The organism is Actinophytocola sp., from assembly GCF_035634895.1.
Taxonomy (GTDB): Bacteria; Actinomycetota; Actinomycetes; order Mycobacteriales; family Pseudonocardiaceae; genus Actinophytocola.
Window position 1 is genome coordinate 12,467 of the sequence record NZ_DASQCC010000008.1, and the last position, 15,251, is coordinate 27,717.

The 15,251-nt window shown below is 71.4% G+C and carries 14 protein-coding genes; 8 read left to right on the forward strand and 6 right to left on the reverse strand.

What is annotated here, in order from left to right:
• Window position 1: 1 nt before the first annotated feature.
• Window positions 2-1,384, reverse strand: a complete 1,383-nt coding sequence (eccD, locus tag VET29_RS01625; protein ID WP_324913582.1) for a type VII secretion integral membrane protein EccD — start codon at window positions 1,382-1,384, stop codon at window positions 2-4.
• 120 nt (window positions 1,385-1,504) lie between these two features.
• Between eccD and VET29_RS01630 the strand changes: the two genes are divergently transcribed.
• The 3 genes from VET29_RS01630 to VET29_RS01640 are packed head-to-tail and all read left to right on the forward strand — an operon-like array spanning window position 1,505 to window position 4,547.
• Window positions 1,505-2,020 carry a hypothetical protein gene (locus tag VET29_RS01630; RefSeq protein ID WP_324913584.1) on the forward strand — a complete coding sequence of 172 codons (516 nt, stop codon included), beginning with the start codon at window positions 1,505-1,507 and terminating at the stop codon, window positions 2,018-2,020.
• Complete coding sequence (locus VET29_RS01635; protein ID WP_324913587.1) at window positions 2,017-2,559, forward strand: hypothetical protein; 543 nt, start codon at window positions 2,017-2,019, stop codon at window positions 2,557-2,559. The genes VET29_RS01630 and VET29_RS01635 overlap by 4 nt, the downstream gene beginning before the upstream one ends.
• Window positions 2,556-4,547: a serine/threonine protein kinase gene (locus VET29_RS01640; protein WP_324913589.1), complete on the forward strand. Its 1,992-nt coding sequence runs from the start codon at window positions 2,556-2,558 to the stop codon at window positions 4,545-4,547. The genes VET29_RS01635 and VET29_RS01640 overlap by 4 nt, the downstream gene beginning before the upstream one ends.
• Window positions 4,548-4,557: 10 nt before the next feature.
• Here the strand turns inward: VET29_RS01640 and dusB are convergent, their stop codons facing one another.
• Genes dusB through VET29_RS01655 form a run of 3 tightly spaced genes read right to left on the reverse strand, consistent with a single transcriptional unit; the run spans window position 4,558 to window position 10,079 of the window.
• Window positions 4,558-5,694, reverse strand: a complete 1,137-nt coding sequence (dusB, locus tag VET29_RS01645) for a tRNA dihydrouridine synthase DusB (protein WP_324913591.1) — start codon at window positions 5,692-5,694, stop codon at window positions 4,558-4,560.
• Window positions 5,695-5,707: 13 nt separating this feature from the next.
• Window positions 5,708-8,860: an SNF2-related protein gene (locus VET29_RS01650; RefSeq protein WP_324913593.1), complete on the reverse strand. Its 3,153-nt coding sequence runs from the start codon at window positions 8,858-8,860 to the stop codon at window positions 5,708-5,710.
• A gap of 10 nt (window positions 8,861-8,870) precedes the next feature.
• Window positions 8,871-10,079 carry an MFS transporter gene (locus VET29_RS01655; RefSeq protein ID WP_324913595.1) on the reverse strand — a complete coding sequence of 403 codons (1,209 nt, stop codon included), beginning with the start codon at window positions 10,077-10,079 and terminating at the stop codon, window positions 8,871-8,873.
• A 42-nt stretch (window positions 10,080-10,121) separates the two neighbouring features.
• Between VET29_RS01655 and VET29_RS01660 the strand changes: the two genes are divergently transcribed.
• The 3 genes from VET29_RS01660 (at window position 10,122) to VET29_RS01670 (ending at window position 12,017) form a co-directional block, all read left to right on the forward strand.
• Entirely contained in the window at window positions 10,122-10,634 is a 513-nt protein-coding gene (locus tag VET29_RS01660; protein WP_324913597.1) for a metalloregulator ArsR/SmtB family transcription factor, read from the forward strand.
• 112 nt (window positions 10,635-10,746) lie between these two features.
• Window positions 10,747-11,238: a SigE family RNA polymerase sigma factor gene (locus VET29_RS01665; protein WP_324913599.1), complete on the forward strand. Its 492-nt coding sequence runs from the start codon at window positions 10,747-10,749 to the stop codon at window positions 11,236-11,238.
• Window positions 11,235-12,017 (forward strand): hypothetical protein, encoded by a 783-nt coding sequence (locus tag VET29_RS01670; RefSeq protein ID WP_324913601.1) that lies wholly within the window; start codon window positions 11,235-11,237, stop codon window positions 12,015-12,017. Before VET29_RS01665 ends, VET29_RS01670 begins: the two co-directional genes overlap by 4 nt.
• Window positions 12,018-12,072: 55 nt before the next feature.
• On the opposite strand, the gene VET29_RS01675 is transcribed toward VET29_RS01670, so the two are convergent.
• Window positions 12,073-12,954 (reverse strand): serine/threonine-protein kinase, encoded by an 882-nt coding sequence (locus VET29_RS01675; RefSeq protein ID WP_324913603.1) that lies wholly within the window; start codon window positions 12,952-12,954, stop codon window positions 12,073-12,075.
• A 186-nt stretch (window positions 12,955-13,140) separates the two neighbouring features.
• Between VET29_RS01675 and VET29_RS01680 the strand changes: the two genes are divergently transcribed.
• Together VET29_RS01680 and VET29_RS01685 are read left to right on the forward strand one after the other, a co-directional pair.
• Window positions 13,141-13,638 (forward strand): hypothetical protein, encoded by a 498-nt coding sequence (locus VET29_RS01680; RefSeq protein ID WP_324913604.1) that lies wholly within the window; start codon window positions 13,141-13,143, stop codon window positions 13,636-13,638.
• Between the two features lie 43 nt (window positions 13,639-13,681).
• On the forward strand, window positions 13,682-14,155 hold the full coding sequence (locus tag VET29_RS01685) for a DUF6328 family protein (protein ID WP_324913606.1): 474 nt from the start codon (window positions 13,682-13,684) through the stop codon (window positions 14,153-14,155).
• Between the two features lie 359 nt (window positions 14,156-14,514).
• Here VET29_RS01685 and VET29_RS01690 read toward each other — a convergent pair whose 3' ends face one another.
• A complete protein-coding gene (locus VET29_RS01690; RefSeq protein ID WP_324913608.1) occupies window positions 14,515-15,156 on the reverse strand; it encodes a hypothetical protein in 642 nt (213 codons plus the stop codon).
• Between the last annotated feature and the right edge of the window lie 95 nt (window positions 15,157-15,251).

The window sequence follows — 15,251 nt, forward strand, 5'->3', positions numbered from 1 at the left end:
GTCAGCCGCCCAGCCCGCGCACGTAGCCGTACAGCCCGAGGACCGAGCAGGTCACCGGCACGATCGCGAGCACCAGCAGCACCTCGAGGATCTCCGCGTACCGGCCGAGGTAGGGACTTGCCTCGCGGGTGCTGTGCAGGACGCCGAGCAGGGCGGCTGCGACGCCGGCGAGCAGCAGCACCGGTCCGGCCATGGCGAGCAGGTCGTTCCGGTCGGACATGAGGGGGCCGAGCGCGAGGCACGCGGCCCCGGACAGCCCGGCCACGAGGAGCGGCACGCGTTGCCGCACGATCGGGTGGAGCCGGGCCCGCAGCAGGAACCCGACGGTCAGGATCATGACGAGGATCAGCCCGGCCTCGCTGCCGCTGGTGATCAGCAGGACCTGGCAGGGCACGACGACCACGCCGAGCCCGCCGACCATGCCGGTGAGCAGGCTGTCCGCGCGGAGCACCGAGGCGTAGACGGCGCGGCGCGGCGGCTGCGGGTCGTCGCGGAGGAGGTCGGCGGAGGACTTCGGCAGCACCGGCATCGGCACCCGCGACAGGCGGATCGACAGCGGCGCGAGCACGGGGGCGAAGGCGAGCCCGACCCCGGCGACCAGCGCGGCGGCCTCGTACCCCTCGAGCGAGTCGAACGTGGTGAGCCAGCCGCCGACCAGCGCGAACACCCCGACCGTGGCGGCGAGGACGAAAACGGCGGCCCGGTCCACCACGCCGAGCAGGGCCACCATGGCGGCGAGCAGCAACGCGGCCCCCGCGCCGAGAAGGTGGGGCGCGCCGAGCTCGGACAGGTCCCGGTTCCCCGCGAACACGAGCCCACCACCCGCGAACGCGAACGGCAGCGCGACGGCCGCCGCCATGACCGCCGCACCGCTGTCCCCGGCGGCCCGAGCGAGCAGGAGCGCGGCCGCGAGGAGCGCGGTGGCGACGCCGATCGACCACCAGGCGGGCCCCGTCCAACCCGGCCCCGAGCGGGCGACGGCGGCGAGCGCGAACACGACCGCCAGCGCGCCGATGGTGAGGCCGGTGGCACGGGTGTGTCGGGGGCCCCAGGTGCCGCCGGTGCGGGCGGACCCGGTGGCGATGGCGTCGACGAGGTCGTCGTACTCGAGCTCGGGCCAGTCGGTGTGCGCGTGGGTGAGGTGCAGTACCTCGCCGTCCCGGACCCGCTGGGCGGCGAGGGTGCGCGCGGAGTCGAGGGCGGCGCCGTCCGCGCGGCGGAGCACCCAGCCGCCGCTGTGGGCGCCCGCGTCCGCGAGGTCCTCACCGGCATGCTTGAGCAGTCCGGGGAGAAGCTCGGCGAGGGGCGCACGCTCGGGCAACGCCAGGTCGATCCGGCGCGCGGGCGCGGCGACGGTCACCCGGACGAGACCAGTGGTGTTCATGTCGTTTGCAGCTTCCTGCCGACGGTCCCATGTCTTTTCGCGGTCCCACCTACGATGACCGGACAGGCAGATCCGGGGAACGGGCTCGGCAGCTAGCGGACATGCCAGGAGGTGCGGCGCGTGGACCTGGTCCCGATCGGCCACGACCTCGGCGTCTTCCACGACGGCGTGGGCGGTTCCGTCCGCCAGGTCCGGGTGGGCGCCGAGCTCGAGGAGTTGACCGAGGCCCAGTACGAGGCGTGGCTGGCCGCGGCACCGGATGCGTGGCTGGCGTCCCGCCGCCTGCTGGCGCCGTTGGCCGACCCCGTGGAGTTCGCGTCCAACCACCGGCTGATCCCGCTGGCACTGGGCCTGGGGAACACGGCGGAGGAGCCGTGGCTGTTCTCGGCGGGCGTGCTGTACCAACCGATGGTGGCGATGACCGGGCCGCTGTACGACCTGTGGCAGTGGGCGCACCTGTCCCCGGACCTGTGGTCGGCGTGCCGAGAGGCCGCGGCGGTGGCGGCACAGGCGGAGGTGACGAGCCCGGAGCAGACGGACCCCGCGCAGGTGCTGGCCGGGGCGCTGGAGACGGTGCCGCAGCTGCTGGCGGCGAAGGTCGCGTGTTTCGACGTGCGGATGGCGGGCCTGCGATGACCGTGTTCCCCGTCGGCCACTACATGGGCGAACGGCACCCGGAGGGCCTGCACTACGTGCGGTTGGGCCTGGCACACCAGACGATGACGGCGGACGAGTTCGGCGTGTGGGTGCTGTCCCACCAGGACAGTCCACAGTGGTCACTGGAGGATGTGCTCGCCCTGGCGGCGAAGGCGTCACTGCCTGACGCGGAGTCGGCCGCGGCACGCCTCCTGTCGGTGGGCCTGCTGACCACGGCCGACGACCCGGTCGCCTTCACGAGGTCATACCGCCTGGAGCCGCTGTCGGTGGGGATAGGCAACACGACGGAGAACCCGGACACGTACCTGGTGGGCCTACCGGACACGGAACCGGCGAGGCTCGGGGCGAGTGCCTACGAGCTGTGGCAGTGGTCGGCGCTGGCGCCGACGCTGTGGCACACCTGCGAAATCCGCGCGAAGGTGGCCGGCGAGGCCCCGGCCGACCTGGCCCCGGCATTGCTGGCGGACCTGAGGCCGCTGCTGGCGAACAGCTGCGGTTACCTGGACACGGCACGATGAACGACCTGACCAGGATGGATGACGGCCCGGTGGCGACGGTGTACTCGGGCCGTCGAGCAGGCGTGCCCGTGGCCGTGAAGGTGTTCCCGAGACGCTTCGACAAGCGAACGGTGTCGGCGTTCACGAAGGAACAGGCCAGACTGTCGACCGTCCGGCGGGTCTCGTCGATCCTGATGGTGGACGGCGTGGAGGAGATGCCGTCGGGCGAGTCGGCGCTGCGGATGGAGCTGTGCACACAGTCGCTGGCGGCGTTGGTGGAGCGGGTGGGCCCGCTGTCGGCCCCGGACGCGGCGATCCTGGGCCGGGCAGTGGCGGTGGCACTGGCGGCGGCACACGGTGTGGGGGTCGTGCACGGCGGCGTGTCCCCGCACAACGTCCTGTTCCGGGCGAACAACGAGCCGGTGGTGGCCGACTTCGGCGTGACGCTGCGGCAGGCGTTCACACGGGACCCGTTGCACGCGGTCGAGTACCTTCCCCCGGAAACCCTGCGGACCGGCACGCTGAACGAGAGAACGGACCTCTACGGTCTCGGCGCGGTCCTGCATTTCGCACTGACCGGCCGCTCCCCCCACCCGGGCCGCCTTGGCGAACAACCAGGCGAACGCGTCCTGAGAATCCTGGGCGAACCAGTCCCGGCGATCAACCGCCAGGACGTCCCGGTGGGACTGTCCACTCTGGTCGCGAGGCTGCTGGCCACGACTCCCGACCACCGCCCCCAGGACGCCGGCCAGGTCGCGGACCACCTGACCGCCCTACTCCCCAACCCACCGACCCCACCCCAGCCAGAAGCCTGGGACGACTTCGACCACCCGTCCCCACCCGTCCACCCATCCCACCCCGACCCCCGACCGGACTTCGACGACTTCGCCCCACTCCCATCGGGCAGCTCGGCATGGGCCTCACCGCCACCCTCGACCGGCGGCCACCCAGCGCAACCACCCGCGGCCGCCGGCGCGCCGGCGGCACCTCCACCAGCCACCCCGCCACCGGCCTCCACCCCAGCGCCGATCGAGGCACCCGCGACGCGACCCCACCCACCGCGACCGACAGCGCCGCCACCGGCCTCGCCCGGCGAGCCGGCCGGCCCACCGGGACCGGCGCCACCGCACGCGGAAGGCGCCACTACTGCGGCGTCGGTATCGCCGTTGTGGGACTCGCCGGTTCCGGCTGCACGCCCTGCGGGTCCGCCATCTGGACCGTCGTCGGCGTCATCGCACGCGGAAGGCGCCACTACTCCGGCGTCGGTATCGCCGTTGTGGGACTCGCCGGTTCCGGCTGCACGCCCTGCCGTCCCACCTGTCGCGCCGCCGCCGCCCCCGCCTGCGGCCGATGCGGCCCCCGCACCGACGCAGGCTCCCGAAGCGCCGCACCCCGCCGCGCCCCTCCTCCCCCTGGCCCCGCCGCCCACCCCCGTGCCGGGAAGGCCCGACCCACCCGTCACCACCGAGTTCTCCCACCCCGGCGACGGCCTCGACGATGACCTAGGCGACGACTTCGGGGACGACTTCGGGGACGACTTCGGCAACGCCCGGCGGGCGACGGTCCTCGCCGGCCCGCTCACCCCACCCGAACAGCCCCAACGCCGCCTCATCCGCTACGACCTGCTCGCCGGTGCGGCCCTCGTCCTCGCCCTGCTCGCCCTCGTCCCCCTGCTCCTCCTCCGCGGCGACCCGGACGAGATCTCCAGCACCCCGAGGGTGCCGCAGGCCGGCGGCACGGCCGACCAGGTCACCGTCGAGCTCGGCGAGCCCACCGATCTCATCGACCGGGTCGAGCTCACCTGGAAGGCCACCCGCGAGCTCGACTTCGCCGTCGTCGTCGCCGCTGAAGGGGAGTCGACCCACGTCGTCCTCGCCCAGCGCAACCACGCCATGACCGTCGACGTCGAGCCGGGCCGCAAGTACTGCTTCCTCGTCCAGGCCACCGACGGCGACGAGGTCTACGAGAGCGAACCCCAGCCGTTGAGAGGCGCGACCTGCCGGAAGTGACCGGAAGTGATCAGCCGCCCGAGTGCATCATGTCGGCCCCCGCCGGCACCGCCGGGTCGTCCGGGTCGTCCAGCCACCCGTACGGCAGCGTCACCTTCCCCGACGAGCCCTGCCTGCCCCGCGGGCCCTCGCCGGCCGGCGGGAACGGGGCCTCGTGGTCGAGCTCGGGCAGGTACGAGTCCAGCTCCGCCAGCGACGACACCATCGAGAACCTGCGCCGCAGCTCCGCGCCGACCGGGAAGCCCATGAAGTACCACGCCATGTGTTTGCGCAGGTCACGGATTCCCTTTTCCTCGCCGTCGTGCTCGACGAGGAGCTCCGCGTGCCTGCGGAGCACCCGTGCCACCTCACCCAGCGACGGCCCGGCGGGGACCGGCTCGCCGCGGAACGCGGCCTGCAGCTCGCCGAACAGCCACGGGCGACCCAGGCAGCCGCGGCCCACGACCACGCCGTCGCAGCCGGTCTTCTCCACCATCGCCAGCGCGTCGGCCGCCGTGAAGATGTCGCCGTTGCCCAGCACGGGGATGGTCGTGACGGCCTCCTTCAGCCGCGCGATGTGGGTCCAGTCGGCCTGCCCGGAGTACCGCTGCGCCGCGGTCCGTGCGTGCAGCGCCACCCCGACGGCACCCTCGGCCTCCGCGATCCGCCCGGCGTCCAGGTACGTGTGGTGCTCGTCGTCGATGCCGATGCGGAACTTCGCGGTCACCGGGAGGTCGCCGGCGGCCTCGACCGTCGCGCGGATGATGTTGGCGAACAGCCTGCGCTTGTACGGCAGCGCGGCCCCGCCGCCCTTCCTGGTGACCTTGACGACCGGGCAGCCCCAGTTCGTGTCGATGTGGTCCGCGAGGCCCTCGCCGACGATGATCTTCACGGCCTCCCGCATGGTGGCCGGGTCGACGCCGTAGAGCTGCACCGACCTGGGGTGCTCGCTCGGGTCGAAGGTCATCATGTGCCTGGTCTTGGCATCCCGGATGACGAGCGCCCGCGCGGTGATCATCTCGCACACGTACAGCCCGGCGCCGTACTCCCGGCACAGCCGCCGGAACGCGACGTTCGTGATCCCGGCCATCGGGGCGAGCACGACCGGCGGATCGACCTGGTAGGGCCCGATCCGCAGTGCCTTCGCGACTGCCGCCATGCCCTCCATTGTGACCCGGGCGTCAGCCGGGCTCGAACAGCCCCCTGACGTCCTCGGCGGTCAGGCTGGGGCTGAACGTGTCGCCGTCGTCCATGACGTTGGTGAACAGTTCCGCCTTCCGCCGCTGGAGGGCCGTCACCTTCTCCTCGATCGTGTCCTTCGCGATGAGGCGGTAGACCATCACGTTGCGGGTTTGTCCGATTCGGTGGGTTCGGTCCACCGCCTGGGCCTCGGTCGCCGGGTTCCACCACGGGTCCAGCAGGAAGCAGTAGTCCGCCTCCGTCAGGTTCAGGCCGAAGCCGCCCGCCTTCAGGCTGATCAGGAACACCGGCGCCCCGCCGCCCTTGAAGCGGTCGATCACCTCGGCCCGGTCGCGGGTCCGGCCGTCCAGGTAGCAGTACTCGATGCCCTCGGCCGCCAGCCGGGACCGGACCATCGTGAGGAAGCTCGTGAACTGGCTGAACACCAGCGCCCGGTGACCTCCCGCGACGACGTCGGCCAGCTGCTCGGCGAGGGCGTCGATCTTGGCGGACGGCATCTCGGCGTGCTCGGGATCCACCAGGCCGGCGTGCAGGCTCAGCTGCCGCAGCGACGTCAGCGACCGCAGGATCGTGAACCGGTTCCGGTCCATGTCCTCCAGCAGCCCCAGCACCTTCTGCCGCTCCCGCTGCAGCACCGTCTGGTACAGCTTCCGGTGCTTCGGGTGCAGCTCCACCTCCAGCACCTGCTCCAGCTTCGCCGGCAGGTCCGCCGCCACCTGCTCCTTCGTGCGCCGCTTCATCAGCGGCCGCACCCGCCGCCGCAACTGCGCGAGCAGCTGGGTGTCGCCGTCCCGCTCGATCGGGCGTGCGTAGTAGTCGCGGAACCGGGTCGGGCTCGGGAACAACCCGGGCGCGGTGATCGACAGCAGCGACCACAGCTCCATCACGTTGTTCTCCATCGGCGTGCCCGTGATCGCCAGCTTCACCGGCGCCGGCACCCGCCGCAGGCACTGGTACACCTTCGACTGGTGGTTCTTCGTGTACTGCGCCTCGTCCATGATCAGCCCGGCCCACGAGGCCGCCGCGTACGCCTCGACGTCCAGGCGCAGCAACGTGTACGACGTCACCACGACGTCCACGTCGCCGGGCAGCTCCGCGCCGCGGCGGGCCATCGACGCCACCCGCAGACCTGGCGTGAACCGCCCGGCCTCCGCGACCCAGTTGGACACCACGCTCGTCGGCGCCACGATCAGGAACGGCCGGTCCGCCGCGGCGTGGCGGATCAACGCGAGCGACTGCAGCGTCTTCCCCAGCCCCATGTCGTCGGCCAGGATGCCGCCCAGCTGGTGCTCCCACAGGAACGCCAGCCACTGGAAACCGTCCACCTGGTACGGACGCAACGTGGCCTCGAGCGGGGGCACCTCGTACGACGCCACCGACGACAGCGACAGCAGCCCGTTCACCTGCTGGTCCCACGCCGCCGCCTGCTTCTCCACCACCCCGAGCGCGGCCAGCTCGTCCCACAACCCGGCCTGGTACCGGCTGATCTTCAGCGTCCCGTCGGAGAAGTCGTGCAGCGACCGCGCCTCGTCGATCAGCCGCCGCAACGCCTGCAGCTCCGGCTTCTCCAGAGAGAAGTACGCGCCGTCCCGCAGCAGCAGGTGCGACTGCTCCCTGGCCAGCGCCACGAACACGTCGAGGAACGGCACCTCCCGCCCCTCGGCGCGGATCGTGATCCCCAGGTCGAACCAGTCGTTGTCGCCCGGCACCGCCGAGGTCGACACGCCGATCGTCAGCGAGTCGCCGACCTCGCGGTAGTCGGCCGTCTCGCCGTCGACCGACACGTCCACGCCGGGGCGGTCCAGCAGCAGCGGCAACACCTCGGTGGTGAACAGCATCGTGTCGATGCCGCGCACCTCACCGGGCCACAGCGTCTCGCCCGACCGGAGCCCGAAGCGCTCGAGCGGCACGTCGTCGAGCCCGTCGAGCAGCGCCCGCTCGGCGGCCGGGTCGCGGTACGCGGCGACCTGACCGGACAACGACGCGTAGGCGGGTCTGCCGTCGACCTCGTACCGCCACTCCCACCGCAGCGCCAACCGGTGCCCGTCGCCGTAGTCGGCATGCAGCACCAGGACGGGTGGGGAGATCGCCACCGGCGTGAACGAGTCGTCGGAGGAGACCACGGGCGCGAGCCGCCGCAGCCGCGGGTAGTACTCGGTCGCGAACTTCCGTTGTTCCGTAAGGGGAATCTCGAGTCGGTGGCCCCGCAGCGTGAGCTGCCGCAGCTGCGCGGGCACGGCCTCGGCCAGCCGGGCCAGCCCCAGCCGCCATGCCTGGGGGTCGGCGGTCAGCTCCGCGCGGTCGACGTGCACCACACCGTGGTCGCCGACGAACGACACCACCACCGGGTCCGCCACGCCGTCGATCCGCAGCGCCGGCCCGAGCACCAGGTTCGCCCCGTCGCTGGTGGCGTCGAGGAGCAGCCGAGCGGAGTCGTGCCGCGACAGGTCGCCGAGCCGCTTGCGGGCGTGGACCACCCGCAGCCCCATCGCGTCGGCCTCGTCCAGCATCGGCCACAGCCGCGCGCTCGCGAACGACGACAGGTCCACGACCAGCCCGTCGGGAGAGCCGGACAGCGCGTGCAGCTCCGTCAGCAACCGCACGTGGTCCGGGACGTAGTCACCCTCCAGCCGCGTCCAGCTCACCCCGCCGCCGATCCACCCGGCACGCCCCGGCCGCACGACCTTCGCGTAGGCCCGCGGCCCGTCCACCAGCGACACCTCGATCGCCAGCGGCGTCGCCCCGCTCACCCGCGGCGGCGCGAGCAACGCGTCCAGCGACTGCTGCCAGGTCACGGGCGTCGGCTTGGGCCGCCGCGGTTTGGGGCCGGCGAGCCCCGCCGCGGTCAGCACGAGCGCCACGACGTGCTTGCAGTCCATCGCCACCGGGCAGTCGCACTCGCCCTCCGCGAACCCGAGCGCCTGCCCGAACCCCGAAGCGAAGTACGCCGTGGTCGTGTAGACCTCGTCGTAGGAGCCCTTCACGCGGCCACGTACCGCGCACGCCGACTCGTCCCACCGCATCGAGAGCACGGCGCCCTTGCGTGCGTAGGCCAGGCCCCGCGCGTACGACGTGGGGCCCGCCGCTTCCTCGAGCCCGATGAGGTCCGCGCCGGCGAGCATGGCGTTCTGCATGGTGGCCAAGCTAGCCGCGCGCACCGACAATCTCGCTCCGACGCGCCAACGGCGAGGCCAGCAGCCAGATCACGGACAGGCACGCGACCGCCCCGGACACCAGCAGCGTCGTCCGCGTACCCATGAGCGTCCCCAGCACGCCGCCCACCAGGCTGCCCACCGGCATCACGCCGCCCACGGTCAGGTCCATGATCGCGCTGACGCGACCCTGCAGCGGCGCCGGGCACACGGTCTGCCGGATCGTCACCTGCACCACGTTCGTCAGGATGATGCAGAAACTCGCCACGAACGTGCCGACCACCCACCACGCCAGCCCCCACCCGGCCGTGGTGAACGCCTGCACCACGAACGCAGGCCCCAGCAGGAGCACGCCGACCATCAGCGCCCGCGCCTGCCCGAGAAGCGCGACCACCCGCCGCGTCACCCCCGACGCCAGCAGCGCCCCGAGCAGCCCGATCGTGCCGAGCAGCCCGATCATTCCAGCCGAGAGGCCGACCTCACGCACCAGGAACACCGTGCTCACGGAGATCCCCATGGACTGGCCCAGCACGGTCGTCGCCGTCCTCAGCGCGATCGGGCGCAGCAGCGGCTGCCGCCACACGTACCGCACGCCGGCGCCGATCTCGCGGCCCAGATGCCGGTCGGGCGCCCGTTCGACCGGCGGCTCGCGGTGCCGGATGGCCCGCACCCACAGCCCCGACCACACGAACGACAGCGCGTCGACCACGAACACGAACGGCGCCGTCAGGAGCTGGACCAGGTAACCGCCGGCACTGGCACCCGCGAGTGCCGCCACGGACGCGTTGGCCGCCAGCTTCGCGTTCGCGTCGACCAGCTCCCCGGGTGGCAGCAGCCGCGGCAGGTACGAGTGGTGCGCCACCTCGAAGAACACCGACAGCACGCCGACCAGGAGCATCACCACGTACAGCTGCGCGAGCGTCAGCCCGCCGAACAGCGCGGCCGCGGGCACCGACAGCATCAGCGCGGCCCGCCCGAAGTCGGTGACCAGCATGACCGGCCGGCACCGTAGGCGGTCCACCCACGCACCGGCCAGCAACCCGAACAGCAGCCACCCCAGCGAGTCACACGTCCGGACCAGCGCCACCTGGAACGTCGACGCGTGCAGGTAGAGGACGGCGACCAGCGGCGCGACGAGGAACGTCATCCGGTTCCCCAGTTGGCTGACGGCATCCGCCAACCACAACCGGCGAAAATCCACGAGGACACCCTAGCATTTACTAGGGGGTTGGATACTGGGCGCATGACGGATCCCGTCCTGCGTGCACTCAGCCATCCGACCCGGCTGCGGATGCTGTCGTTGATGTGGGCCGGACCGCTGTCCGCGGCGAACCTGTCCACGGAGCTGGGCATCTCGCACGGCCTGGCCAGCCAGCATCTCCGCACCCTCGACCGCGCCGGCCTGGTCGAGCTCGCCGAGGTGCGCGCCAACCGCGGCGGCCGGGAACGCCTCTACCGGACCGTCAAGGGCAGCCCGCTCTCCGACCGGGCCGACGCGTCGCCGCTGCTCACCGAGGCCTTCGTCAAGAACCTGCGCCAGCGGCTGACCACCCGCGTGCCCGAGTCGGCCTCGGTCGTCACGGACGCCGAGCTGTGGGTCACCCCGGAGGTGTGGACGGAGTATCGCAAACGTTTGGCAGTCCTGATGTACGAGCTGCACGAGCACTCCGCGCCACCACACACCCCGGGCACCCAACCGATCGGCGCGTTCCTGATGGCCTTCGAGATGCGCCCGGGGACCGGCGACCCAACCTGACCGCCACCGGACTCGCGCCTGGTCCGGCAGCCGGGGACCGAATGCAACAAAACGGGTCACTTCCTCATTAGGGATGCGAAATCGAGGTCGAGTCGATGATCGGGAGTGGCCGATGGAGTTCGCCGAGTACGTGGCCAGGCAGCGTCCCGCGCTGATGCGGTTCGCCACGGTCCTGACCTGCCAGACGTGGCTGGCCGAGGACCTGGTGAGCGACGTGCTCGGCCGGGCGTTCGAGCGGTGGAACCGGATATCGGGGATGGCCGAGCCGAACGCCTATGTGCGGCGGATGGTCGTCAACGAGTACCTGTCCTGGCGCAGAAGGCTGACCCGCACGTCCCCACGCGCCGAGGTCGAGCCGATGGTGATCTCCGACGGCGCGGACGAGCGGGCCGAGCGGGACGCGATGATCCGCCGCCTCGCCGGCCTGCCCAGGAAGCAGCGCGCGGCCGTGGTCCTGCGCTACTACGCGGGCCTGTCCGACATGGACATCGCCACACAGCTGGGGTGCCGGGAAACGACCGTACGCAGCCAGATCCATCGGGCGCTCGCCGCTCTGCGCATCGACCTCACCGTCACGGCCCCCAACTTCCAGGAGACCCCATGAGCGACCTACGCAACCTCCACGACGCCTTCGCCGAGTTGGAGCGGCGCGCCGACGCCACGGCCGTGGCCACGGCCCCGGTCACGCGGCCACGCCGGGCCGTGCGGCTGATACCCGTCGCGACCACTGTCGTCGCGGTGGCCGGCCTGGTCGCGGGTGCGGTGTGGCTGGTACCCCGCGACTCCGGCACGGACGCCGCCGGCCCACCGGCCACCTCGTCGACCGCACCGTCCACGGCACGCATCCCCACCACGCCGGATGAGCTGATCGCCCGGTTCAGGGCGGTACTCGGCGACACCGCGACGTTCGAGGTGACCATGAAGGACACGTTGCCAGGGGGTCCCCAGCCCTCGACCGTCGACATGCCACCGGGGTCAGGATTGGTCGACACCCCGTCGACGAACCCCGCGTACCCCACCACCGCGGTCATCGGCGGGACTCTGACCTCCGCGGGCTTCACCGGGAGCTTCTTCCTGGCGATCCATCCCAGCGATCCGGAGCCGAGCGAGTGGTGCCACCTTTCCTTCGTGGCGGACTGTGACATCAGCACCCTGCCCGACGGTTCCCAGCTGGCGACCGGGACCGGGCACCGGGCTCCCGGCGCGGCGTCGTACCTGGCGTGCCTCAAGCGACCCGACGGGACGACGGTGCTCATCCAGGTCAGCAACCAGGAGGACCCCAGCGGTGCGGTGCTCGACTCGCCGGGCGGTGAGATCCTCGCGCCGCAGCCGCCGCTGACCCTCGACCAGCTGAAGGCGATCGTCACCTCCGACAAGTGGTGACGAGGTTCCTGGTGGCCGGTCCGCCCCGCTCGCACGGCGCCGCGGCGTCCGGCTTTCAACGCCCCTTTGGGCGGGGCGTGCGCCGCACGTCGCGTACCGGGCGGCCGGACACCGCCAGCCTCAGCTCGTCGGCCAGCTCCAGGCAGGTCGTGTGCCGGTCCCGCGGCCGCTTCGCGAGCGCGGTGGCGAGGACGTCGTCAAGTGCCGTAGGCAGCTCCGGCCGCAGCGCGGTGACCGGCCGCGGTTTCTCGTGGCCCTGCGCCCACAGCAACGCGTTGACGTCGGAGTGCGCGTACGGCGGACGGCCGGTGAGGCACTGGTACAGCACGGCGCCGAGCGAGTAGACGTCCGCCCGCGGGTCGATCGGCGCCCCCGCCCGTCCCCCGCCGGGGATCAGCTCCGGCGCGACGAACCCGGGCGTGCCGACACCGGCGCGACCGGCCCCGGTGAACGCATGCGCCGCGATGCCGAAGTCGCACAGCAGCACCCGGCCGGACTGGCGGTCGACGAGGATGTTGCTGGGCTTGACGTCCCGGTGCACGACCCCGGCCGCGTGCGCGAAGTCCAGTGCGGCGGCCACCTCGCGGATCATGTGGACGGTCCAGGACAGGTCGAGCGGGCCGTTCGTCAGCAGTTCACGCAGGTTCGGACCGTCCACGTAGGGCATGACGAGGTAGAGCAGCTCGCCGTCGGTCTGTGCGAAGTGGACGGGGACGATGTTGTGGTGGTCGAGGCTGGCGGCACGCAGGATCTCGTCACGTGCCAGCGCCGGCACGATCACCTTGATCGCCACCGAACGGTTGCCGAGGTCGGTCTCCTCGGCGAGGTAGACGACGCTCGTGTTCGTCTCCGCCAGCTTCCGGACGAGCCGGAACCGCGCGAGCTTGCCACTCAGCTCGGGCTGGCGGGGAAAGTGGTCGTCGGTGACGTCGGGCAACCAGGACCTCCCCGACGAAACCGGATGTCGCCGTGCTCATGATGCCAGGCGCCGTCACGTTGTCCTCGCTACTGGCCTGCCACCGCGAACAGATTTCACGTTTCGTCCTGCGCTGAACACCAGATGGTCTGTACAGTGCAAACGCGCTGGAAGGGAGCAGCTCGGGCCGACCGCCATGGAGGACAGGTGGACACTGCCGCACTCGCGGCGAGTCTCGACACGGAGTCGGGATTCGCGGCGGTGATGAGGGGGATGTTCAGCGAGGGCAAGGCGAAGCAGGCCCACGCGATCTGGATCTCCGCACAGCGCAAGGGTGTCTACGAGACCGTCGAGCTCCGCTTCGCGACCCACGATGGCACCGGCTATGCCGTGATGGCGTTCTCCGACAGCGGCCCGATCGACCCGTCGACCCGCGAAACCCTCGCGGCACAGGCGGACCGCTTCCCACTGGGCACGCTCCGATACGAGTCGTGGATGTACTCGTCACTGGAGCCACACGGCTGGCACCCCCACACCTGGGACCCGAACACCCACACGATCGACGCGATCGCCGACCCGTTCCCCGGCATCCACGTCTTCACCGCGGTCACCAGGCCGAAGGGCCCCGACCGCCCGCTGGTGGCGTACTGCGTGGTGGACGGCAGGGACTACCTCTACCCGATCCCCGGCGACCGGGTGAGCTGACGCGACCTGGCGTTTTCGCCCCGGCCCAAGGTAGAACTCAGCCATGGCGGCCACCGAGACCCGAGACGAGCAGCTGACCCGCAACGTGAGCGAGCTGCTGCAGGAACTACGCGTGGCACAGGGCGGCGTGCAGTTCCTGTTCGGCTTCCTGCTGGCGGTGGCGTTCACCGAGCACTACGCCCGAGCGTCGGGCCTGGAACAGGTCGTGCACCTGGTGGCGGTGGTGTTCGCAACGGCGGCGGTGGCGTGCCTGACCGCACCGGCAGCCTGGCACCGCCTGCTGTTCCGCCACGGTCAACGCCCCCAGATCCTCCGAGCGGCGAACAGTCTGACGGTGGCAGGCCTGGCGTTCCTGGCGGTCTCGATGACGGCGACGGTGTTCCTGCTCTTCGAGGTGGTAGCCGGCCCAGCCGTAGCGATCGTGATCACGACACTGTTCGCGGCCCTGTTCGCCGCCCTGTGGTTCGTTCTCCCCCTACGCATCCGCCTACACGACGACCACCCACCCGCAGAGTGACCCAAAACCCAGTCCCTCCACACCGCGAGCCACGAATGTCACTTTCGCCCGACCCAACCGGGTGAAAGTTATCCACACCCCCCGCTGACCAGGGCTTTCGCAAGGCTGCGTCACCCTCTACCGGTAGAATGGTCGGCGGGGTGGCCCCCGGGATTTGGGTGGGGGCTGCCTACTCTCCATTCTGGTGCTGATTCGGCGAAAATTGTTTTCGCAGGTCAGGCCGTGGAAGACAGTCACAAGCGGCGCCTATGCCGCGACACATGCCTCGCTCGCTTCGGGGAAGCGCGCGTCAGGGCCTCCCAAACAAGCAAAAGCCCTGTTCCCCGGCCTGGCGGCCGGAGAACAGGGCTTCAGAACACCTAGTTCATCATGTCGTCGTACCACCCGCTGACCGCCTCGCGGTCGACGTCCGGAGCGTCTTCCAGCCCGTCGAACAACGGCGTGGTGTCGCCGTCCTCGTCGTCCCGAGGCTCGTAGTCCGAGCCGGCGTCGTCCGAGCCGGCGTCGTCGGAGTCCGAGTCGTCGCCCCCCGTGTCCGGCAACTCCGGCGTGCTGTTGTCGTCGTGGTCGGCGCCGTCATCGGGCAGATCGGCCGGCACCTCGCCGCCACCGTGGTCGTCACCGGCGCCCGTGCCGTACGGCTCATAGCCGTTGTCCGTGTCGTCGCCGCCCTCGGGCTTCGGATCGGTCGGACCTGGCGACGGCTCCGGCGCGTTCTGGGCGTGTCCGCCGCCCTGGCCGTGCGCGTTCCACGTGCCCGCACCGGTCGGATCGCTGTAGGCGTCCTCCGCGACGCCGTCGTCGTTCTCGTCGAGCAACGCCGTGTCCGCGACACCGTCGCCGTCGGAGTCCCACATGACGTCGTCGACCCGGCCGTCGCCGTCGAAGTCCAGCGCGACGCCGTCGACGACGCCGTCGCCGTCCACGTCGACGTCCGCCTCCGAGTGGTGGACGTTCGGATCGCCTTCGCCGGTGCCGAACGAGTACTGGATGTCAGGCATGTCAATCCCCCCGGGGCCGGGTCCTGTCTTCGGAACGTAGATGCGCCGGCAGGCGTTCTGGTTCCGCCCGAAGTCTGGCAGGTTCGGCCCACGGG

Bases quoted from the DNA above. Each gene is read 5' to 3' on its own strand.
- eccD (WP_324913582.1), bottom strand. From the start codon at position 1,384: ATGAACACCACTGGTCTCGTCCGGGTGACCGTCGCCGCGCCCGCGCGC.
- VET29_RS01635 (WP_324913587.1), top strand. From the start codon at position 2,017: ATGACCGTGTTCCCCGTCGGCCACTACATGGGCGAACGGCACCCGGAG.
- VET29_RS01640 (WP_324913589.1), top strand. From the start codon at position 2,556: ATGAACGACCTGACCAGGATGGATGACGGCCCGGTGGCGACGGTGTAC.
- dusB (WP_324913591.1), bottom strand. From the start codon at position 5,694: ATGGAGGGCATGGCGGCAGTCGCGAAGGCACTGCGGATCGGGCCCTAC.
- VET29_RS01650 (WP_324913593.1), bottom strand. From the start codon at position 8,860: ATGCAGAACGCCATGCTCGCCGGCGCGGACCTCATCGGGCTCGAGGAA.
- VET29_RS01660 (WP_324913597.1), top strand. From the start codon at position 10,122: ATGACGGATCCCGTCCTGCGTGCACTCAGCCATCCGACCCGGCTGCGG.
- VET29_RS01665 (WP_324913599.1), top strand. From the start codon at position 10,747: ATGGAGTTCGCCGAGTACGTGGCCAGGCAGCGTCCCGCGCTGATGCGG.
- VET29_RS01670 (WP_324913601.1), top strand. From the start codon at position 11,235: ATGAGCGACCTACGCAACCTCCACGACGCCTTCGCCGAGTTGGAGCGG.
- VET29_RS01685 (WP_324913606.1), top strand. From the start codon at position 13,682: ATGGCGGCCACCGAGACCCGAGACGAGCAGCTGACCCGCAACGTGAGC.
- VET29_RS01690 (WP_324913608.1), bottom strand. From the start codon at position 15,156: ATGCCTGACATCCAGTACTCGTTCGGCACCGGCGAAGGCGATCCGAAC.